Genomic DNA, 21,684 nt, shown 5'->3' with positions numbered 1-21,684 from the left:
AATTTATGCCCCTGCGTGCTTTAGTGGCGGTGATAGTGACAACGGCAGTGATGCTGGTGCCCCGGGCGTGGGCGGATACGGCATGGGAGCGCTATAAGGCCCGTTTTATGATGCCGGACGGTCGTATCATTGATACCGCCAATGGCAATGTGTCGCATACGGAAGGCCAGGGCTTCGCCATGCTCCTGGCGGTGGCGAATAACGATCGCCCGGCGTTCGACAAACTGTGGCAGTGGACGGACAGCACCCTGCGCGACAAGTCTAACGGGCTGTTTTACTGGCGCTATAACCCGGTGGCGCCGGACCCGATCGCCGATAAAAACAACGCCACCGATGGCGATACCCTGATCGCCTGGGCGCTGCTGCGCGCGCAAAAGCAGTGGCAGGACAAGCGCTACGCGACGGCCTCCGATGCCATCACCGCCTCCCTGCTGAAATATACGGTGGTGACTTTCGCCGGTCGCCAGGTGATGCTCCCGGGGGTGAAGGGGTTCAACCGCAACGACCACCTGAACCTTAACCCCTCCTATTTCATCTTCCCGGCCTGGCGCGCCTTTGCGGAGCGGACGCACCTGATCGCCTGGCGGACATTGCAGAGTGACGGGCAGGCGCTGCTGGGGCAGATGGGCTGGGGGAAATCGCACCTGCCCAGCGACTGGGTGGCGCTGCGGGCGGATGGCAAGATGCTGCCGGCCAAAGAGTGGCCGCCGCGGATGAGTTTCGATGCGATCCGTATCCCGCTGTATATCTCGTGGGTCGATCCGCATAGCGCCTTGCTCGCGCCGTGGAAAGCCTGGATGCAGAGTTACCCGCGTCTGCAAACCCCGGCGTGGATCAACGTTAGCACTAACGAGGTCGCCCCGTGGAATATGGCCGGCGGCCTGTTGGCGGTGCGTGATTTAACGCTTGGCGAACCGCAGGAAGCGCCGCAGATTGACGACAAGGATGATTATTACTCCGCCAGCCTCAAGCTGCTGGTCTGGCTGGCGAAACAGGATCAGCGCTAGCGTGGTGATGGCTTTGCAGGCCTCTCAGCCCGTATGCCTGCGGGCTGAGAGGGAAAAGAAGGAACGTCTCACGATGTCAGGCCGCCAGCATGGGCGGCCTTGTCGCTTATTGCGGATAAGGCACCCAGCTTCCGCCATTCAGCTGGACATACGGCTTGCCCTGATACTGGATAACGATGGCGTTGGCGTTTTCGGACACCGCCGCGCTCTGCGGCAGGTTGGCGACATACTGCTGCCAGTTGACGCTCTCTTCGCTGAACATTTTGCCGTCGAGGGCGCGCACCACCAGCTCTGACACCGCCAGGTAGCTGCTGGGCTGATCGATGATAATCGGCGCGCCTTCATGCGGCGCCTTCATGCCGAAGAATTTCACCGCCGTCGGGACGTTAGTGATCGACGGGCTCGGGATATCCCGCAGGCCAGACACCTGCATCTTATCGCCCTTCAGCGCGCCGCCGTGTTCCGGCACCACCACCACCATCACCTTCCGCCCCGATTTTTCCAGCTCGGTGAAGAAGTTATCCAGGTCGTCAAACAGCTTTTGCGCGCGCACTTTGTAGTCCGCGGTTTTGCTTTGTCCCGGGAAGTGGTTGCCGTCATGCAGCGGCAGGGTGTTATAGAAGGTGGCGCTCCGCGGATTGCTGCTGGCCTCTTCGGTCTTCAGCCAGCGGTTGAGGACCGCCAGATCCTCGTACACCGGCGAGCCGTCAAACGCCTGCAGGCTGACCGGCAGACCGCTCTGGTCCATCAGCGGGCTCTGCATGCCGCCCAGCGAACGCAGCTCTTTCAGGAAGTCGCCGAACAGGCCGTTGTGGCCGAGCATCAGCTGCTGGTTGAAGCCGAGTTTCGCCAGGTTTTCAAACAGGTAGCAATCGGCGCCGGACGGCTGATACAGGTTGGTATGCGACAGCTGGCCGCAGCTGGCGCGCAGCAGGCGCACCGCCGCCGGTCCGCTGTAGGAGGTTGCGGAGTTAAAGTTTTTGAAGACGATATCGAAATGCTTCCACAGCGGGTGGTCCATCAGCCCGGCGGCTTCAATATCCGACCAGGAGAGCGAGCAGATATTGATCACCAGCAGGTCAAACGGCTGCGCATCCGCCGGCAGCTGGTCCGGGAACGGCGTCTTGCGCTTCTGCTCGGCGGCATAGAAACCGTTCAGCCAGTTGGTGAGATTGGCCGAGGTCGGCGGCTCGGTCTGCGGCGGAATATCGCTGCTGGCCGGGCTGGCCGGGCTGGACGCGGCGCCAGCGGCGGCGTTGGTCCCGACGTTGGCCGGCGCGGTGGCGGCGGCGGTGGTGGGCTGACCGGCAGGCCAAATGGTAAAGGCCGGCAGCAACGGGCTGACCGCCTGCCAGACGACCATCGCGGAGACAAACACGGTAACGCGCAGCCACTGGCTGATAAACAGCCATAGCACCAGTAAAACAAAGAAGGCGCCGACCATGCTCCAGTTGATAAAGCGGACAATCAGATCCCAGATATAGCTGGCGCTGAAGCCGGCGATTTGCGAGCCCTGGCTAAGAAGCGTCTCCGGCCCGGGCAGCCAGGTATCATGCCAGAACAGCGCGAAGCCGAGCGGAATGGCGATCCAGTGGCGGATGCGGTGCAGCTTTTCACGCGGGATCGGCACCAGCAGAAAGGCGAGAAACACCAGGTTCAGCATCGGGTGGAAATTGAGATACCCGGCCCACAGCAGGGCAAACTTGACCAGAAAGTATAAGTTCCAGCCGCCAAGGCCGCGCCAGTACTGCCAGAGCGGAAGCGGTGCCGCGGTCGTTTTTTTATTTGTCATTTATTCGCTTTGCCTTGCTTAACCGTTGTTCCCCGGCGTAATACCCCTGCCGGTTTCACGTAACGGGGTTTAAAGAACATCAATCTTAACGTCGTGCGGATCCGGCGCTGATAGTGGCGCGTCAGGTAGCCCAGCGGAAAAAACAGCAGGGCGCAGAGCACCACCAGTTGCAGAATATCGGCGATAGACATCATCAGGCTTGCTCCTCACGGGTGGTTAACCGGTGTGGTTCGGGATAGCGTCGCCAGTGGCGTCCATCATGGGTGGCGTTGATGGTTTCGTTTTTACCGACCGAGAGGGGCAGCGGCGTGTTCCAGCGCGCCGGCTCGACGCCGCGCATGATCACGATTTCCGAGAGGATCTGTTTGTCTTCAAACCACACCATACGGTTAGAAAAAATATCGCCGGTCGGCAGCGGGAAAATATGATTTAGCGCGGTGTCGAGGTCATTGATTCGGCAAAATGACAAGAACAGCACCAGCCGGTTATTGCCGATGGTCATAATGTCGCCCATCCGGTTGGGTTTGCATAACGTCAGCGCCTGCTCGACGCGCAGCCCCGGCGCCGGGCGCAGGGCCACCATCACGCCTTTGCTGTCGGCCGGCAGCAGGGTATTGGTCATCACGTTGTGCACCGCTTCGCAAAAGGCGTCCCATTTCTGATAGCCCCGCAGCTTTAACGGCTGGCTCCAGGTGAGCAGGGTGGCAAAATCTTCCGGGATACGCCGGGAGAACTTTTGGTTCTGTACGCTTTCAATCAGCGTCAGGCAGCGGGAAAGCGACGCGCTGTTGGGGATCACCAGGCTGGCGCCGCTGCTGAGCAGCAGCCGCTCATCGGTCGCGCGCAGGCTGGGGGTTTGTTCGCGGACAATAATTTTCAGCGCGGTGCCGCGCTGACGACGCAGGGTATGAATATAGCGCCCCAGCTGTTCAATTTGCGTATTCTGGGTAATGGAGAAGAGGATCGTCGCCGCCTGCGCAGTGCGCCCGGCGTTGAAGACCTCGTCATTGGTATCGAACAGGGTCCAGTATTCCGAGAGCGGCGGGGCGCCTTCGAGGACGCGCACATGGCTGAGGATCGCTTTTTCGTCGCTACGCGGCTGCACGCTGGTTTCAGCATCCTGCGCTAATCGCCAGCCGGCGTCGTCGTGTTGCACCATCAGCTGCTGCTGGGCGCTGATGCCTTTATCGCTTCCCCACCAGGCAATATCAAAAAGATGGCGGTCGCCCTGGTAGCGAATACTTGCCAGACCGGAAAGGGATCGGTACGCGCGTAATAACGGGGTGAGCTGCCGATCGATATCCTGGGCGGGATTGATCGCTAAGAACGTGCAGCGATGATATTGCGCCCAGCGACTGGTTTTTTCCACCCAGGCGCATAACTTTTCATTATTTATATTTTGCCAGGCATTTTCAGCGCATAGCAGAATAAACAAATAATTGCCAGGCTCGAGGGAGCAGACTAAATCACGATGTATTTCTTCCAGCGCCTCCGGGCGATTCGGCAGGGTAAACAGCGCGATATTATTCGGGCCATGAATGCAATCTAATGAAATGATATCATCAGGTTTATCACCCATGACCAGCGCGGCAACTTTGCTGTTTTTCGCCTGCGCGGCCAGCGTCTGATTAACCAGACTGACGGCATCGGCATAACGGTCAACGTTGAGCCACCATACCCCGCCGACCGGCATATGGCACACTTCATCCCATAATGATGAAATACCCAAAGTAAATACACTATCCACGGCATCCCTCGTGCGCCCTGATTCACACTGGATAAGTTTACTAGCGAAACTGACAGAGTAAACCTAACATTGAAATTAAAGGTCATCAGTTTTAGCATGTACACCTGCTTTTTAAGGAAGCGCTGTATACGTCCTCTGGTTTAATAATAAATTTCGAACGGACAGAGATATGCCAGCAAAAGATCCTGTCGTACCCACGGACGCCACGCTGGGGTACACCTTTCAAAATGATTTTTTGGCGCTAAGCCGGGCATTTTCCCTGCCGGATATTGATTATCATGATATTTCGAGGCGTGAACAGCTGAACGCAGCGCTGAAGCGCTGGCCGCTGCTGGCAGAGTTTGCAGAGAAAAAATAAGGAAGCCGGAGATGGCTATTCTGGGATTACAGGGCGTGCGCGGGGGAACTGGCGTCACGTCCATTACGGCTGCACTCGCCTGGGCGCTGCAATTGCTCGGTGAAAGCGTGCTGGCGATCGACGCCAGCCCGGATAATATGCTGCGCTTTTTTTTCAACACCGATATCCATCATCAGGACGGCTGGGCCCGGTCGCTGCTTGACGGCCGTGACTGGCGCGATGCGGGTCTGCGCTATACGCAACATATCGATCTGCTGCCGTTTGGCCAGCTCAGCGCGGGCGAAAGAGAAAACGTCGACCAGCTGCTGCCCACCCTGGGCGCGATGACGGAGGCGGTACAGCAGCTGCAGGGCCAGTACCGCTGGCTGCTGCTGGATCTGCCGGCGGGCTATTCGCCGTTGACCCGCGAGCTGCTGACGCTCTGCGACCGCTCGCTGGTGGTGGTCCATCCCGACGCCAACAGCCATATCCGTTTGCACCAGCAGCCCTTTCCGGCCAACAGCGATATTCTGATTAACGATCTGCGGGTCGGCAGCCAGCTGCAGGAAGATCTCTACCAGCTGTGGCTCGAGAGCCAGCCGCGGATCCTGCCGGTGACCATTCACCGCGACGAGGCGATGGCCGAGTGCCTGGCGGCGAAACAGCCCCTTGGGGAGTATCGCCAGGACTCTCTGGCGGCGGAAGAGGTGCTGACCCTGGCGAACTGGTGCCTGATCCACTATGCCGGCGGGAGGCCGGTATGATCCGCCTCAGCACGCTGCTGTTGGCCCCGCCGGTGGGGGAACGGCTGCGCGCGCGCTATGACGACTACCGGCAGCATGGCGCCTCCTGGCTGTCGGCGTCGCTTGGCTGCCTGTGGGCATCGCTGGTCTGGGCGCTCATGCCGCTGGAGACGCCGCGCTGGCAGGCGATTCTGGCGCACCATGACACCTATTTCCCCCATATTAATCCGCACCGGCCACGGCTCCTGGATCCGCTGCGCTATCTGTTGCAATCCCTGTGGCTGCTGGCGACCCGCGTGCCGGAGCCGGAGAAAAAGGTCAACTGGCGTTCGCTGGCGGCGCTGGAAGGGGTGCACGGTCGCTACGCGCAATGGATGGAGAAACTGCCTGAGCAGGTTAACGCCCGCACCCGCCATCTGGATAAACAGAAAGAGCTGGCGCACCTCAATCCTAAACTGCGCCGGGCAATCCTCGGAGTGGTGACCTGCTGCTCGCTGGTGCTGGCGCTGATGTGTATTACGCAGCCCTTTAACCCGCTGTCGCAATTTATCTTCCTGATGCTGCTGTGGGGCGTGGCGCTGCTGGTGCGGCGCATCCCCGGCCGCTTCTCGGCGCTGATGCTGATCGTGCTGTCGCTGACGGTCTCGTGCCGCTATATCTGGTGGCGCTACACCTCGACGCTGAACTGGAACGACCCGGTAAGCCTGGTGTGCGGGATTATTTTGCTGTTCGCCGAAACCTACGCCTGGGTGGTGCTGGTGCTGGGCTACTTCCAGGTGGTCTGGCCGTTGAACCGCCAACCGGTGCCGCTGCCGGAGGACATGGATCTGTGGCCGACGGTGGATATCTTCGTCCCCACCTACAACGAAGATCTCAACGTGGTGAAAAACACCATCTATGCCTCGCAGGGCATCGACTGGCCGAAGGACAAGCTCAACATCTGGATCCTCGACGACGGCGGACGGGAAGCGTTTCGCCAGTTTGCCAAAGATGTCGGGGTGCACTACATCGCCCGTACCAGCCATGAGCACGCCAAGGCCGGTAACATCAACAATGCGCTGAAATACGCCAAAGGGGAATTTGTCTCGATCTTTGACTGCGACCACGTGCCGACGCGCTCGTTTCTGCAGATGACCATGGGCTGGTTCCTGAAAGAGAAAGAGCTGGCGATGATGCAGACCCCGCACCATTTCTTCTCGCCAGACCCCTTTGAGCGCAACCTTGGCCGTTTTCGCAAAACGCCGAACGAAGGCACCCTGTTCTACGGCCTGGTGCAGGACGGGAACGATATGTGGGACGCCACCTTCTTCTGCGGCTCCTGCGCCGTGATCCGCCGCGGCCCGCTGGACGAGATTGGCGGCATTGCCGTCGAAACGGTGACCGAAGATGCCCACACCTCGCTGCGCCTGCACCGACGCGGCTACACCTCCGCCTATATGCGTATTCCGCAGGCGGCGGGGCTGGCGACGGAGAGTTTGTCGGCGCACATTGGCCAGCGCATCCGCTGGGCGCGCGGCATGGTGCAGATTTTCCGTCTCGATAACCCGCTGTTTGGCAAGGGGCTGAAGCTGGCGCAGCGCGTCTGCTACGCCAACGCCATGCTCCACTTCCTCTCCGGTATTCCGCGCCTCATCTTCCTCACGGCGCCGCTGGCCTTTTTGCTGCTCCATGCCTATATCATTTATGCGCCGGCGCTGATGATCGCGCTGTTCGTGCTGCCGCATATGATCCACGCCAGCCTGACCAACTCGAAGATTCAGGGCAAATACCGCCATTCGTTCTGGAGTGAAATCTACGAGACGGTGCTCGCCTGGTATATCGCGCCGCCCACCTTTGTGGCGTTGATTAACCCGCATAAAGGCAAATTCAACGTCACCGCGAAGGGTGGGCTGGTGGAAGAGGAGTATGTCGACTGGGTGATCTCCCGGCCCTATATCTACCTCGTGCTGCTCAACCTGGTCGGCGTCGCGGTGGGGATCTGGCGCTTTATGTACGGCCCGGAAAACGAAATTCTCACCGTCTGGGTGAGTATTGTCTGGGTGTTCTACAACCTGATTATTCTTGGCGGCGCGGTGGCGGTCTCGGTCGAAAGCAAGCAGGTCCGCCGGTCGCATCGTGTCGAAATGAGCATGCCGGCGGCCATCGCCCGCGATGACGGCCATCTGTTCTCCTGCACCGTTCACGACTATTCCGACGGCGGGCTGGGGATCAAAATTCACAGCGACGCGCAGGTGCTGGAGGGGCAGAACGCCAGGCTGCTGCTCAAACGGGGACAGCAGGAGTATGTCTTCCCGGTGCGGGTCGCGCGGGTAAACGGCAACGAAGTGGGATTGCAGCTGCTGCCGTTGACCAACCAGCAGCATATCGATTTTGTGCAGTGTACGTTTGCCCGCGCCGATACGTGGGCGCTTTGGCAGGATAGCTTCCCGGAAGATAAGCCGATGGAAAGCCTGCTGGATATCCTCAAGCTGGGATTCCGTGGTTACCGTCACCTGGCGGAGTTTTCGCCGCCGTCGGTGAAGGTCATTTTCCGCGCGCTCACCTCGCTGGTGGCATGGATAGTGTCGTTTGTACCCCGACGCCCTGAACGCGCCGCGCCGACGCTCTCCGCAGACCCGGCAATGGCTCAACAATGATGATAATGCGATGAAAAGAAAACTTTCCTGGATGTGTGCAGTAGCGGTGGGCATGTGCAGCTGGTATCCGCTGGCCTCTTACGCGGCGCCGGCCGCCGTGGTGAACCCGGCTCCTGGCGTTCAGCCGCAGGCGGCCACCCCGCCCGCGCCGGTGACGATTGGCGAGCCGACGGCGACCCTCGCCGAACCGACCGCTCCGGCGGTGGTCGCCGAGAATATCCCGCAGCGGGAGGTGAAGCTGACCTTTGCCACCATCGCGCCGCCTCCGGGCAGCATTGTGCTGCGCGGCTCACGGCCTGACGCCTCGGTCGAATTCGGCATGCGCAGCGATGAGCTGGTCGCCAACGCGCTGCTCAATCTGGAATATACCCCGTCGCCCTCGCTGCTGCCCGTGCAGTCGCAGCTGAAAGTCTATCTCAACGATGAGCTGATGGGCGTTCTGCCCGTCACCAAAGAGCAGCTGGGGAAAAAGATCCGCGCGCAGCTGCCGATTGACCCGCTGTATATCACCGACTTCAACCGCATACGGCTGGAGTTTGTCGGCCACTATCGCGATGTCTGCGAAAACCCGGCCAGCAGCACGCTGTGGCTGGACGTCGGGCGCGAAAGCTATCTGGATCTCACCTACCAGTCGCTGAAGGTGCATAACGATCTGTCGCACTTCCCGGTGCCGTTCTACGATCCGCGCGACAACCGCCCGCTGACGCTGCCGATGATTTTCCCGGGTTCGCCGGCGGTGGCCCAGCAGCAGGCGGCGGCGATTATCGCCTCATGGTTCGGCAGCAAGGCCGGCTGGCGCGGCCAGCAGTTCCCGGTCTATTTCAACGAACTGCCGGATCGTAACGCCATTGTCTTCGCGACCAACGACAAGCGTCCGGATTTCCTGCGCGATCATCCGCCGGTCAACGCGCCGACCATCGAAATGATCGACAACCCGAACGATCCTTACGTCAAGCTGCTGGTGATTTTCGGCCGCGATGATAAAGACCTGCTGCTGGCGGCGAAGGGGATTGCCCAGGGCAATATTCTGTTCCGCGGCAGCAGCGTCACCGTGGACGGCATCAAAACCCTGCAGCCGCGGCAGCCATACGATGCGCCAAACTGGGTGCGCACCGACCGCTCGGTCACCTTTGCTGAGCTGAAAACCTATGAGCAACAGCTGCAATCCAGCGGGCTGGTGCCGGATGCCATCACCGTGGCGCTTAACCTGCCGCCGGATCTCTATCTGCTGCGGGCCAACGGCATCGATATGGATCTGAAATATCGCTACACCATGCCGCCGGTGAAGGACAGTTCGCGGATGGATATCAGCCTCAACGACCAGTTCCTGCAGTCGTTCAGCCTTAACAGCTCCCAGGACGTGAACAAACTGATCCTGCGCCTGCCGGTGCTGCAGGGGCTGCTGGACGGCAAATCGGAGGTCACCATCCCCGCGCTGCGTCTTGGGGCGGTGAACCAGCTGCGCTTTGACTTCCAGTACATGAACCCGATGCCCGGCGGCTCCATCGACAACTGTATTACCTTCCAGCCGGTGCAGAACCATGTGGTGATCGGCGACGATTCGACCATCGACTTCTCGAAGTATTATCACTTTATTGCGCTGCCGGACCTGCGCGTCTTCGCCAATGCGGGCTTCCCTTACAGCCGAATGGCTGACCTCGCCGACACCCTGGTGGTGGTGCCGAAGGCGCCGACCCAGGGCCAGGTGGAGACGCTGCTGCAGGCGCTGGGCGGCATCGGTTCGCAGACCGGCCTGGCAGCGATTAATCTGCAAATGACCGACGATGGCAACCAGATCAAGAATAAAGACGCGGATCTGCTGCTGATCGGCGCGATCCCCTCGTCTCTCAAGGACGATACCAAAATCAACCTGCTGGTCGAGGCGACCAAAAGCTGGGTGAAAATGCCGATGCGCCACTATGACCTGGCGAGCATTTATCCCGATGACGAGGCCCGCACGCCCAACACCCGCACCCACATCACCTCTTCCGGACCGATGGCGGCGGTGATTGGCTTCCAGTCGCCCTACAACGATCAGCGTAGCGTGGTGGCCCTGCTGGCCGACAGCCCGCGCGGTAATGAATTGCTGACCAACGCCCTCAACGACAGCGGTAAGCGGGCGGCGATGTTTGGCTCGGTGGCGGTGATCCGTGAATCCGGCGTCAACAGCCTGCGGGTGGGCGATGTTTACTATGTCGGCCATCTGCCCTGGTTCGAGCGCATCTGGTTCGCGCTCTCTAACCACCCGATACTGCTGGCGATCTTCGCCGCGGTCAGTATCGTGCTGCTGGCGTGGGTGCTGTGGCGCATGCTGCGCATTATCAGCCGCCGCCGCCTTAGCCTGGATGATGAATAAACGATGATGAAAGTACTTTGCGGCGCGGTGCTCTCCGCGCTGGTACTGGCGGCGGGCCAGGCGAGCGCCGCTTGCCAGTGGCCCGCCTGGGAGCAGTTTAAGAAAGCGTACGTCAGCCCCGAGGGGCGGGTGATCGACCCCAGCGATGCGCGCAAAATTTCCACTTCCGAAGGACAGAGCTATGGCCTGTTCTTTGCCCTGGCGGCCAACGATCGCGCGGGGTTCGACAAGCTGCTGACCTGGACGCAGAACAACCTGGCGGAGGGCGACCTGCGGCAGCATCTGCCGGGCTGGCTGTGGGGGAAAAAGGACGACGAACAGTGGACGCTGCTGGACAGCAATTCGGCATCCGACTCGGATCTGTGGATAGCCTGGGCGCTGCTGGAGGCGGGGCGCCTGTGGCAGCAGCCGCAGTACACCGAGACCGGGAAAGCGCTGCTGGCGCGGATTGTTGACGAAGAGACGGTGGCGGTGCCGGGCCTTGGCACGATGCTGCTGCCGGGAAAAGTCGGTTTTGCCGACGACAGCGGCTGGCGGTTTAACCCCAGCTATCTTCCGCCGCAGCTGGCCACCTATTTTGTGCGTTTTGGCGCGCCGTGGCCCACCCTGCGCGACACGAACCTGCGTCTGCTGCTGGAGACCGCGCCGAAAGGCTTTACCCCGGACTGGGTGCGCTATGAGAAAGGGAAAGGCTGGCAGCTGAAAACGGAGAAGCCGCTGATCGGCAGCTATGACGCGATTCGCGTCTACCTGTGGGTGGGCATGCTTCATGATGGCGATAAGCAAAAAGCGCGTCTGCTGGCCCGCTTTGCGCCGATGGCGGCGCAGACCACGGAGCAGGGGGTACCGCCGGAGAAAGTGAATATCGCCACCGGTAAAACCAGCGGCCAGGGGCCGGTGGGCTTCTCCGCGGTGATGCTGCCGTTTTTACAGAACGACGAGGCCCGGTCGGTGCAACGACAGCGCGTCGCCGATAACTATCCCGGCGCGGATGCCTACTACAGCGCGGTCCTGACGCTGTTCGGTCAGGGTTGGGATCAACACCGTTTTCGTTTCACTGCGGGTGGCGAATTACAACCTGACTGGAACCAGGAATGCGCAAGCTCTCACTAAGTTTACTCACGCTGTCCCTCGGCGTCGCGCTGCTGCCGTTAGCGCAGGCGGCGACGACGCCCGCCCAGGAACATCTGCTGGAGCAGGTGCGCCTCGGCGAGGCCAGCAATCGTGAAGACCTGGTGCGCCAGTCGCTATACCGTCTGGAGCTGATCGACCCCAACAACCCGGACCTGATTGCCGCGCGGATGCGCTATCTGCTACGCCAGGGGGATACCGCCGGGGCGCAAAAAGAGCTGGAGCGACTGACGAAGCTGGCGCCGGATTCCCCTGAGCTGAAGGCGTCGCGCAATGAGATGAAAAGCAACACCGGCGAGGGCCGTCAGGCGCTGCAGCAGGCGCGCCTGCTGGGCGTGGCCGGGAAGGTCGATGAAGCCATCGCCGCCTATGAAAAACTGTTCAGCGGCGTGCCGGATGATGTTGATGCCGCTATTGAATACTGGACGCTGGTGGCGCGCCTGCCGGCCCGTCATAGCGAAGGCGTCAGCCAGCTGAAAAAACTGAACGCCAGCGCGCCGGGCAACGTCAGCCTGCTGACGGCGCTGGCGAAGCAGATGTTTGCCGATAACAAACCGCAGGAAGGGTTCGCCTATCTGGCGGAAATGGCCCGCTCAGCCTCAGGACGCGGTATCGCCGCCGATATGTGGTTCAGCGAAGTGAAAAGCATGCCGGTGAGCAAGGCCAGCGTGCAGGCGTTGCAGCAATTCCTGCTGCAGTTTCCTACCGGCTCGGTGGCGGCGAACGCCCGCGTCCTGCTTGACCAGCAGCAGGCGCAGCTGCAGGATCCGACGTTCCGCGCCCGCTCGGAAGGGCTGGCGGCGGTCAAATCCGGAAATACCTCGCAGGCGGTGGCGGATCTGCAGAAAGCCGTTCAGGCCGACAGCCGCGACAGCGATGCGGTGGGCGCCCTCGGCCAGGCCTATTCCCAGCGCGGCGACCGCGCGCGCGCGGTGGCCCAGCTCAATAAAGCGATTGCCATGGATCCCGACAGCCCGAATCGCGGCAAATGGGACAGCCTGCTGCAAACCAACCGCTACTGGCTGCTGATCAAGCAGGGGGATAACGCCCTGAAGGCCGGTCAGCTTTCACAGGCGCAGAATTATTATGCCCAGGCGCAGCGGGTCGATCGGACCGACAGCTATGCCGTGCTGGGGCTGGGCGACGTCGCGGCGGCGCGCAAAGAGGCGGCGGCGGCGGAGCGCTATTACCAGCAGGCGTTGCGCCTGGATCGCGGGAATAATCTGGCGGTGCGCGGCCTGGCCAACCTCTATCGCGCCGAATCGCCGGAGAAAGCCAGCGCCTGGATCGCTGGTCTTCCTCCCGCTCAGCGGCGCAGCATCGATGATATTGAGCGCAGCCTGACCAACGACCGGCTGGAGAAACAAGCGCAGGCCCTGGAGAGCCAGGGCAACTGGGCGCAGGCGGCGGAAGTTCAGCGTCGGCGCCTGGCGCTCGAGCCGGACAGCGTGTGGATCACCTATCGTCTGGCGCGGGATCTGGTCAGCGCCGGCGAGCGCCAGGAAGCCGATGCGCTGATGCGGGCGATGGTCAACCGCCAGCCGCAGGATGCTGAACGGGTCTACGCCTCGGGGCTTTACCTGTCGGGGAACGACCAGGACGATCTGGCGCTGGCGCAAATCGCCGCCCTGCCGCGCAGCGCATGGACGGATAACATTCGTGAACTGGAGGCGCGTCTGCAAAGCGACCGGGTGCTGCGCCAGGCGAACCAGCTGCGCGACAGCGGCGAGGAAGCGCAGGCGATCGCCCTCATCAAACAGCAGCCGGCCTCGGTGCGCTATGACCTGACGCTGGCCGACTGGGCCCAGCAGCGCGGGGACAACCAGACGGCGATTGCCGACTATCAGCGGGTGCTGCGTCAGGAAGCCGACAACGGCGATGCGCGCCTCGGCCTTGCGGAAGTCTATCTGGCCGAGGGCGATAAACAGGCCGCTCGGGCGCAGGTCATGCAGCTGAAAGGCGCAGAGGCCGAATCCATGAATATGCAGCGGCGGGTCGCCCTGGCGCGAGCCGGCCTTGGCGATACCGCTGACGCCCAACAGATTTTTAACCAGATTGTGCCGCAGGCGAAGGCGCAGCCGCCCTCGATGGAGAGCGCGCTGGTGCTGCGCGATGCCGCGCGTTTTGCCACCCGGAACGGGGAGCCGCAGCAGGCGCTGACCCACTACCGGGAGGCGATGGTGGCCTCCGGCATCACCCCCGCGCAGCCGCAGGATAACGATACCTTTACCCGGCTGACGCGCAACGACAGCCGGGATGACTGGCTGAAGCGCGGGATCCGCAGCGATGCCGCCGACCTTTATCGCCAGCAGGATCTGAACGTCACCCTGGAACACGACTTTTGGGGATCCAGCGGCACCGGCGGCTATTCCGACCTCAAAGCGCATACCACCATGCTGCAGGTGGATGCCCCGCTGGCGGATGGCCGGATGTTCTTCCGCACCGACCTGGTCAATATGGATGCCGGCAGCTTTTCCACCCACAGCGACGGGAGCTACTCGCCCAGCTGGGGCACCTGCGGGGAGATCGCCTGTACCAGCGGCAGTAAAAATCAGACCGACAGCGGGGCCAGCGTAGCGGTCGGCTGGAAGAATGACACCTGGAGCGGCGATATCGGCACCACGCCGATGGGCTTCAATGTCGTCGATGTGGTCGGCGGCCTGAGCTACAGCAGCGACGTCGGGCCGGTGGGATACACGGTCAACGTGCACCGGCGTCCCATCTCCAGCTCGCTGCTCTCCTTTGGCGGGCAGAAAGACAGCAACAGCCATACCGGTACCACCTGGGGCGGCGTTCGCGCCGACGGCGGCGGTGTGAGCCTCAGCTATGACCGGGGCGAAGCGCACGGTATCTGGTCCTCGCTGGGGGCCGACTCGCTGACCGGTAAAAACGTGGCGGATAACTGGCGCGTGCGCTGGATGACCGGCTACTACTATAAGGTGATTAACGAGAATAATCGTCGCGTCACCGTCGGCCTCAACAATATGATCTGGCACTACGACAAAGATCTCAGCGGCTACACCCTCGGCCAGGGCGGCTATTACAGCCCGCAGGAGTATCTCTCGTTCGCTGTGCCGGTGACCTGGCGTCAGCGCACGGAGAACTGGTCCTGGGAACTCGGCGGATCGGTCTCATGGTCCCATTCGCGTACCCAGACGCAAGCCCGCTATCCGCTGCTGAACCTGATCCCGTCCGACTACCGGCAGCGCGCCAGCGAACTGACGGAGGAGGGCGGCAGCAGCCAGGGATTCGGTTACACCGCCAGAGCGCTGGTGGAGCGGCGGGTGACCAGCAACTGGTTCGTTGGCGCCGCGGTCGATATTCAGCAGGCGAAGGACTACACCCCGAGCCATGCGCTGCTTTACGTGCGTTATTCGGCGGCCGGCTGGCAGGGGGATCTGGATATGCCGCCCCAGCCGCTGGTGCCTTACGCCGACTGGTAGCAGAATAGGCTGAATTACGTCACAGAGCACCACTCCACGGCGCGCTTCGCGTATACTCGTGAGGCGTTGCCCACCGTCGGCCGCCGGGGAGGTCTCTCCGGCGTCTGCGCCACCGCGCGGAGCTATCCCGTCACTTCATCCCTCGCGGGCGTGGGCGAAGGATTTAAGTATATAATCAGCCTGAAACGACCGGGATTGAAGGATTAATGCCGGGTATGCATTCAGTATCAGTGGAGAACACCGTTGCGCGTCAGCCGTTCACTTACAATCAAACAGATGGCGATGGTCGCGAGCGTGTCCATGGCCTTTGTATTGGTTTTTTGCACTATTTTGCTGTTTCACTTTGTGCAACAGAGTCGCTTTACCACGGCCACGCAGTTAGAAAGTATCGCGCGATCCGTTCGCGAACCGCTGTCTGCGGCTATTCTGAAAGCCGATATTCCGGAAGCGGAAGCCATTTTAAGCCGTATCCAGCCTGCTGGCATCGTCAGCCGGGCGGATGTCGTCTTGCCCAACCAGTTCCAGGCGCTGCGGATGCGGTTTATCCCTGAGCGGTCGGTGCCGGTGACCATCACCCGGCTGTTTGAGCTGCCGGTGCAGATTTCGCTGCCCATTTATTCGCTGGAGCGGCCGGCCAACCCGCAGCCGCTGGCCTATCTGGTGCTGCAGGCCGACTCCTATCGCATGTATAAATTCGTCATGAGCGCCCTTGCTACGTTAGTGACTGCTTACTTACTTCTGGTGCTGATGCTAACGGTGGCGCTCACCTGGTGCATCAACCGGCTGATGGTTCGCCCCCTTCGGCGTATCGCCCGCGAGCTGAACGATCTCTCCCAGCAGGAGCGTCTTGGCCATCAGCTGACCCTCCCGCGCCTGCACCATGACGACGAGATCGGCATGCTGGTGCGCAGCTATAACCGCAACCAGCAGAGCCTGGTGCGCCAGCATGATGAGCTGTCCATCCAGTCGACCCGCTTCCCGGTCTCCGAGCTGCCGAATAAAGCCTTTTTGCTGGCGATGCTGGAGCAGACGGTGGCCCGCCCGCAGAGCGCCGCGCTGATCGTCGTCGCCTGTGAAACCCTGCAGGACGCCGCCGGCGTGCTCAAGGAGAGCCAGCGCGAAATGCTGCTCCTGACGCTGGTGGAGAAGCTGCGCGCCGCGATCCCGCCGCAGATGGTGCTGGCCCAGGTAAGCGGCTATGACTTCGCCATTCTCGCCGATGGCCTCGCCGAATCCTGGCAGGCGGTGACGATAAGTAAGCAAGTGCTCACTATTATTAATGAACGTTTACCGCTGCATGGTCTGCAGCTGCGGCCCTACGCCAGCGTTGGGATCGCCATGTTCCACCCCGGTCTCAGCGCCGAACAGTTTTACCGGCGCGCGGTCTCGGCCGCGGTCACCGCAAGACGCAAAGGTAAAAATCAGATTGAGTTCTTCGATCCCGAGCAGATGGAAAAGGCTCAGCGCCGCCTGATGGAAGAGCACGAAATTATGACCGCCCTCGACAACCAGCAGTTCGCGATCTGGCTGCAGCCGCAGGTGGCCTGCGCCAGCGGCGAGCTCTGCGGCGCCGAGGTGCTGCTGCGCCAGCGGCAGGCGGATGGCAGCTGGTCCCTACCGCCGGCGCTGATTGAGCGCATTGAGTCCTGCGGGCTGATTATCCCGGTCGGCTACTGGGTGATGGAAGAGGCCTGCCGCCAGCTGGCCGCCTGGCAAAGCCAGGGCATTATGCTGCCGCTGTCGGTCAATGTTTCCCTGCTCCAGCTGCTGGAGCACGACCGTGGCGAGGAGATGCTGAAGCTGATCGCCCGCTACCGCATTGCGCCGGGCACCCTCATCCTTGAGGTGACGGAGAGCTGCCGGATGGACGATCCGCAGGATGTGATGGCGCGGTTGCGGCCTCTGCGCGAGGCCGGCGTGCGGATTGCGCTGGATGATTTTGGCATGGGTTATGCCGGGTTGCACCAGCTGCAGCAGATGAAGGCTCTGCCGGTGGATATTCTGAAAATTGATAAGGTATTCATCGATATGCTGCCGGAGGATGTCAGCATGGTGCCGGCGATAATCCAGCTCGCGCGCGGCCTGTCGCTGCGCATTGTGGCGGAAGGGGTGGAAACGGAAGACCAGTCTCGCTGGTTGCAAGCCGCCGGCGTCGAGGTGCTCCAGGGCCACCTGTTCGGTTGCGCTTTACCGCAGGAGGCGTTCATCGCCCGCTATTTATCCCCGGTCCGCGAAGATGCAAATTTGTAAATGTTTTGTTGACTTGTGCGAGTCAGCTCAAAGATTTTAACAATCGCGTTGCACTTTCGACGTTAGTTATTTCTGAAATGTTTCCAGGGTGTTATTTTTAAGCCACAGACGCCAAATATCCCTTCTTGCTCTGTGGTTATTCCCAAAGGACACCCTATGAAAACCTCTATCTTTAAAAGCCTCTATGTCCAGGTTCTGACGGCCATAGCGATCGGTATTCTGCTGGGCCATTTTTACCCGGAACTGGGCGCGCAAATGAAACCCTTCGGCGACGCCTTCGTTAAGCTGATTAAAATGGTGATTGCTCCGGTTATCTTCTGTACCGTCGTGACGGGGATCGCCGGAATGGAGAGCATGAAAGCCGTTGGCCGTACCGGGGCGGTGGCGTTGCTCTATTTCGAAGTGGTCAGCACCATCGCGCTGATTATCGGTCTGGTTATTGTCAACGTGGTGCAGCCGGGGGCCGGGATGAACGTCGACCCGTCGACGCTCGATGCGAAAGCGGTGGCGGTGTACGCTGAGCAGGCGAAAGACCAGGGGGTGGTGGCCTTTTTACTGGATGTGATCCCGGGCAGCGTCATTGGCGCCTTCGCCAGCGGCAACATCCTTCAGGTTCTGCTGTTCGCCGTTCTGTTTGGCTTTGCCCTGCATCGTCTGGGCAGCAAGGGCCAGCTGATTTTCAACGTCATTGAAAGTTTCTCGCAGGTCATCTTTGGCATCATCAATATGATCATGCGCCTGGCGCCGATCGGCGCCTTCGGGGCCATGGCCTTCACCATCGGTAAATATGGCGTCGGCACCCTGGTGCAGCTGGGCCAGCTGATCATCTGCTTCTATATCACCTGTATCCTGTTCGTGGTGGTGGTGCTGGGGTCAATCGCCAAAGCCACCGGCTTCAGCATCTTTAAATTTATCCGCTATATCCGCGAAGAGCTGCTGATCGTGCTGGGGACATCTTCATCCGAATCGGCGCTGCCGCGCATGCTCGACAAGATGGAGAAGCTCGGCTGTCGTAAATCGGTGGTGGGCCTGGTGATCCCGACCGGCTATTCGTTCAACCTCGACGGCACCTCTATCTATCTGACGATGGCGGCGGTCTTTATCGCCCAGGCGACCAACAGCCATATGGATATTTTCCATCAAATCACCCTGCTGGTGGTGCTGCTGCTCTCCTCGAAAGGGGCGGCGGGAGTGACCGGCAGCGGCTTCATCGTGCTGGCGGCGACCATCTCGGCCGTCGGGCATTTGCCGGTGGCTGGCCTGGCGCTGATCCTCGGTATTGACCGCTTTATGTCCGAAGCCCGTGCGCTGACTAACCTGGTGGGTAACGGCGTCGCCACGGTGGTGGTCGCGAAATGGGTTAAAGAACTCGATGCCAAACAGATGGATGATGTGCTGAATAACCGTGTTCCCGCGAACAAAACGCACGAATTATCCTCTTAAATCCTCCTCTTAGGCCCGTACTCCCTTGCTGGAGTACGGGCTCCTGCGCATAATTAGAGGTCATTTCCGCCCGGCGGGAATGACACGAAATGATTATTTTACGTTGTCATGCGACATTTTCGTCTCCGTGTGGTCTAACCGACGTATTTCACTCTCACTTTTTTCGGCAGCCCGTCAGTGGGATGCTGTTGTAACCAGGAATGTTCATCAGGGGTTCACATGCAGGGCACAACAATTAAACTCTTAACGGGCGGTTTGCTGATGGTAGCGGCGGCCGGTTATGTGCAGGCAGAAGCGCTCCAGCCTGATCCGGCCTGGCAACAAGGGACCTTAGCGAATGGGTTGTCGTGGCAGGTGCTGGCCACGCCGCAGCGTCCCAGCGACCGTATCGAAGTCCGTCTGTCCGTGAATATTGGCTCGCTGAGCGAAAGCACTCAGCAGAGCGGTTTCAGCCGTTTTATTCCCCGTCTGGCGTTGACGCAAAGCGGCAGCCTGCCGACGATGCAGGCGCGCTCGCTGTGGCAGCAGAGTATTGACCCGAAGCGTCCTCTGCCGCCGGCCATCGTCTCCTACGATTACACGATGTTTAATCTCAGCCTGCCGAATAACCGCAACGATCTGCTGAAAGAGGCGCTGAGCTGGCTGGCGGACGCCAGCGGTAAACTGACCATTACGCCTGAATCGATCAATCACGCGCTGCAGGGCAACGACATGGTGGCGACCTGGCCGCTGGATACCAAAGAGGGCTGGTGGCGCTATCGCCTCAAGGGCTCCACCATGCTGGGCCACGATCCGGCCGCGCCGCTGAAGCAGCCGATCGACGTGGCGCATCTGAAAGACTTTTATCAAAAATGGTACACCCCCGACGCCATGACGCTGATCGTGGTGGGTAACGTCGACAGCCGCAGCGTCGCTGAGCAAATCAGCAAAACCTTTGGCGATCTGAAGGGCAAGCGGGAAACGCCCGCGGCGGTGCCGACCTTATCGCCGCTGCCCACCGTGCCGGTCAGCATCATGACCAGCGCCGTGCGCCAGGACAAACTGTCCATCATGTGGGACGCCCCCTGGCAGCCGATCCGCGACTCCGCGGCGCTGCAGCGCTACTGGCGCGACGACCTCGCCCGCGAAGCGCTGTTCTGGCACGTGCAGCAGAGCCTGAGCAAAAATAACGTCAAGGATATTGGTCTTGGTTTTGACTGCCGGGTGCTCTATCAGCGCGCGCAGTGTGCCATCAACATCGAATCGCCGGGCGAGCGCCTGAATAACAACCTGAGCGTGGTCTCGCGCGAGCTGGCGAAAGTGCGCGACAACGGCCTGCCGCAGGAGGAGTTTGATGCGCTTATTGCTCAGAAAAGCCTCGAGCTGCAGAAGCTGTTTGCCACCTATGCGCGCACCGATACCGACATTCTGATGAGCCAGCGCATGCGCTCCCTGCAAAATCAGGTGGTGGATATCGCGCCGGAGCAGTACCAGAAGCTGCGTCAGGAGTTCCTCAACTCCCTGACGGTGGACATGCTGAACCAGTACCTGCGTCAGCAACTGTCTCAGGATATGGCGCTGGTGTTGCAGCAGCCGAAAGGCGAACCGGAATACAACATGAAGGAGCTGCAGGCCACGTGGGAAAAACTGATGGCGCCGAGTCCGGCGACCGCAGCGACCAGCGGCAGCGCCGATACGGTTGACGCCCACAGCGAGGCCAGCGACATCCCGTCGGGGCAGTAACCTGACGCCTCTCCGGCGCGCCAGCGGCGGCCGGAGAGCGCTTACAGGTGAGGATTATTGCGGCATTGCTTCCCGGGGGATAATCGCCCCGCGATACTGGATCACCGTGCTGGCGGTCAGATGTCCGCGTCTGGCGGCGGATTCAGCATCGCCGCCGGTCAGGCGCACGGCCAGATAGCCGGCGCTGAAGGAGTCGCCGGCGGCGGTGGTATCCACCACTTTCTCTTTGGCCAGTTTGACGGCCGGCACTTCCCGCAGCGGTTGCCCGCTCACCGAGACCAGGCAGGCATCCGCTCCGCGCTTCACCACCACCTCTTCCACGCCGGCGGCGTGGGTGCGGGCGATCACCTCGGCGACCGGTTTTTCCCCCCACAGCGCGTCTTCATCATCGAGGGTCAGAAACGCGATATCGGTGCAGGCGAGCATCTCCTGATAGACCTGCTGCGTCTCCGCCTGGCTGGCCCACAGGCGCGGGCGATAGTTGTTGTCGAAGATCACCTTGCCGCCGTTGCCGCGGCACTCACGCAGCAGCGTGAACAGCCTGGCACGACTGGCCGGGCTGAGAATGGCGAGGCTGATGCCGCTCAGGTAGAGATAGTCGAACGTGGCCAGCTCTTCGCAAATCGCCGCCGCGCGATCGCTCTGCAGCCAGAATTTTGCCGCCGCCTCGTTGCGCCAGTAGTAGAAGGTGCGCTCGCCGGTGTCATCGGTTTCAATGTAATACAGCCCCGGCAGGCGGTCGGCCATCCGCTGGATCAGGCTGGTGTTGACGTTTTCCTGCTGCCAGCTGTCGAGCATCTGCTGGCTGAACCCATCGGTTCCCAGCGCGGTGACGTAGTGGACGCTCAGCGCGCTGGCATCCGTCTGCCGCGCGATATAGACCGAGGTGTTTAAGGTATCGCCGCCAAAGCCGCGGTTAACGGCCCCGTTCTTCTCTGACAGCTCAATCATGCATTCGCCAATGACGGCAATTTTTTTAGACATAGCCAGAACCTGCAATGGAATCGATATAAGCGCTAGTGTGCGCTGCGCTGTTTTGCTGGTCAATCATATTAAAACATCGTTCCATTATTTTTT

General features: G+C 60.9%; 14 protein-coding genes. 10 read left to right on the top strand and 4 right to left on the bottom strand.

Going from position 1 to position 21,684, the window contains the following annotated elements; translation table 11 throughout:
- Positions 1 to 5: 5 nt before the first annotated feature.
- On the top strand, positions 6 to 1,007 hold the full coding sequence (locus tag ABLV04_RS14495) for a glycosyl hydrolase family 8 (RefSeq protein WP_180266416.1): 1,002 nt from the start codon (positions 6 to 8) through the stop codon (positions 1,005 to 1,007).
- 106 nt (positions 1,008 to 1,113) lie between these two features.
- Here the strand turns inward: ABLV04_RS14495 and bcsG are convergent, their stop codons facing one another.
- From bcsG to bcsE, 3 genes are read right to left on the bottom strand one after another with little or no spacing between them, the layout of a single operon-like run.
- A complete protein-coding gene (gene bcsG / locus ABLV04_RS14490; RefSeq protein ID WP_048298548.1) occupies positions 1,114 to 2,799 on the bottom strand; it encodes a cellulose biosynthesis protein BcsG in 1,686 nt (561 codons plus the stop codon).
- Positions 2,796 to 2,993 carry a cellulose biosynthesis protein BcsF gene (gene bcsF, locus ABLV04_RS14485; RefSeq protein ID WP_004204976.1) on the bottom strand — a complete coding sequence of 66 codons (198 nt, stop codon included), beginning with the start codon at positions 2,991 to 2,993 and terminating at the stop codon, positions 2,796 to 2,798. The genes bcsG and bcsF overlap by 4 nt, the downstream gene beginning before the upstream one ends.
- Positions 2,993 to 4,546: a cellulose biosynthesis protein BcsE gene (gene bcsE, locus ABLV04_RS14480; RefSeq protein ID WP_072413831.1), complete on the bottom strand. Its 1,554-nt coding sequence runs from the start codon at positions 4,544 to 4,546 to the stop codon at positions 2,993 to 2,995. Before bcsE ends, bcsF begins: the two co-directional genes overlap by 1 nt.
- A gap of 169 nt (positions 4,547 to 4,715) precedes the next feature.
- Here bcsE and bcsR point away from each other — a divergent pair, with 169 nt between their 5' ends.
- The 9 genes from bcsR to ABLV04_RS14435 all read left to right on the top strand — a co-directional run bounded on the left by bcsR (position 4,716) and on the right by ABLV04_RS14435 (position 20,607).
- Positions 4,716 to 4,904 carry a cellulose biosynthesis protein BcsR gene (bcsR, locus tag ABLV04_RS14475; RefSeq protein ID WP_023291297.1) on the top strand — a complete coding sequence of 63 codons (189 nt, stop codon included), beginning with the start codon at positions 4,716 to 4,718 and terminating at the stop codon, positions 4,902 to 4,904.
- A gap of 11 nt (positions 4,905 to 4,915) precedes the next feature.
- Positions 4,916 to 5,647: a cellulose biosynthesis protein BcsQ gene (gene bcsQ, locus ABLV04_RS14470; RefSeq protein WP_023291296.1), complete on the top strand. Its 732-nt coding sequence runs from the start codon at positions 4,916 to 4,918 to the stop codon at positions 5,645 to 5,647.
- Positions 5,644 to 8,262 (top strand): UDP-forming cellulose synthase catalytic subunit, encoded by a 2,619-nt coding sequence (gene bcsA / locus ABLV04_RS14465; RefSeq protein ID WP_023291295.1) that lies wholly within the window; start codon positions 5,644 to 5,646, stop codon positions 8,260 to 8,262. Before bcsQ ends, bcsA begins: the two co-directional genes overlap by 4 nt.
- A 10-nt stretch (positions 8,263 to 8,272) precedes the next feature.
- Complete coding sequence (gene bcsB, locus ABLV04_RS14460) at positions 8,273 to 10,618, top strand: cellulose biosynthesis cyclic di-GMP-binding regulatory protein BcsB (RefSeq protein WP_348815824.1); 2,346 nt, start codon at positions 8,273 to 8,275, stop codon at positions 10,616 to 10,618.
- 3 nt (positions 10,619 to 10,621) lie between these two features.
- Positions 10,622 to 11,731 (top strand): cellulose synthase complex periplasmic endoglucanase BcsZ, encoded by a 1,110-nt coding sequence (bcsZ, locus tag ABLV04_RS14455; RefSeq protein WP_023291293.1) that lies wholly within the window; start codon positions 10,622 to 10,624, stop codon positions 11,729 to 11,731.
- Positions 11,713 to 15,192 carry a cellulose synthase complex outer membrane protein BcsC gene (gene bcsC / locus ABLV04_RS14450; RefSeq protein WP_180266414.1) on the top strand — a complete coding sequence of 1,160 codons (3,480 nt, stop codon included), beginning with the start codon at positions 11,713 to 11,715 and terminating at the stop codon, positions 15,190 to 15,192. Before bcsZ ends, bcsC begins: the two co-directional genes overlap by 19 nt.
- Before the next feature lie 243 nt (positions 15,193 to 15,435).
- The gene (hmsP, locus tag ABLV04_RS14445) at positions 15,436 to 17,442 is read left to right on the top strand and encodes a biofilm formation regulator HmsP (RefSeq protein ID WP_218969109.1); all 2,007 of its coding nucleotides are present in this window, start codon (positions 15,436 to 15,438) and stop codon (positions 17,440 to 17,442) included.
- A gap of 156 nt (positions 17,443 to 17,598) precedes the next feature.
- The gene (locus tag ABLV04_RS14440) at positions 17,599 to 18,885 is read left to right on the top strand and encodes a dicarboxylate/amino acid:cation symporter (RefSeq protein ID WP_023291290.1); all 1,287 of its coding nucleotides are present in this window, start codon (positions 17,599 to 17,601) and stop codon (positions 18,883 to 18,885) included.
- Positions 18,886 to 19,104: 219 nt separating this feature from the next.
- On the top strand, positions 19,105 to 20,607 hold the full coding sequence (locus tag ABLV04_RS14435; protein ID WP_023291289.1) for a pitrilysin family protein: 1,503 nt from the start codon (positions 19,105 to 19,107) through the stop codon (positions 20,605 to 20,607).
- A 54-nt stretch (positions 20,608 to 20,661) separates the two neighbouring features.
- Here ABLV04_RS14435 and ABLV04_RS14430 read toward each other — a convergent pair whose 3' ends face one another.
- Positions 20,662 to 21,591, bottom strand: coding sequence for a sugar kinase (locus tag ABLV04_RS14430; protein WP_348815823.1), 930 nt, complete (start codon positions 21,589 to 21,591; stop codon positions 20,662 to 20,664).
- Positions 21,592 to 21,684 lie beyond the last annotated feature (93 nt).

This window comes from Klebsiella sp. JN_Kp127 (assembly GCF_040062505.1).
In the GTDB taxonomy this organism is placed as follows: Bacteria; Pseudomonadota; Gammaproteobacteria; order Enterobacterales; family Enterobacteriaceae; genus Klebsiella; species Klebsiella quasipneumoniae.
Note: the sequence above shows the minus strand (reverse complement) of the source record. Positions and strands in the feature narration are given on the sequence as shown.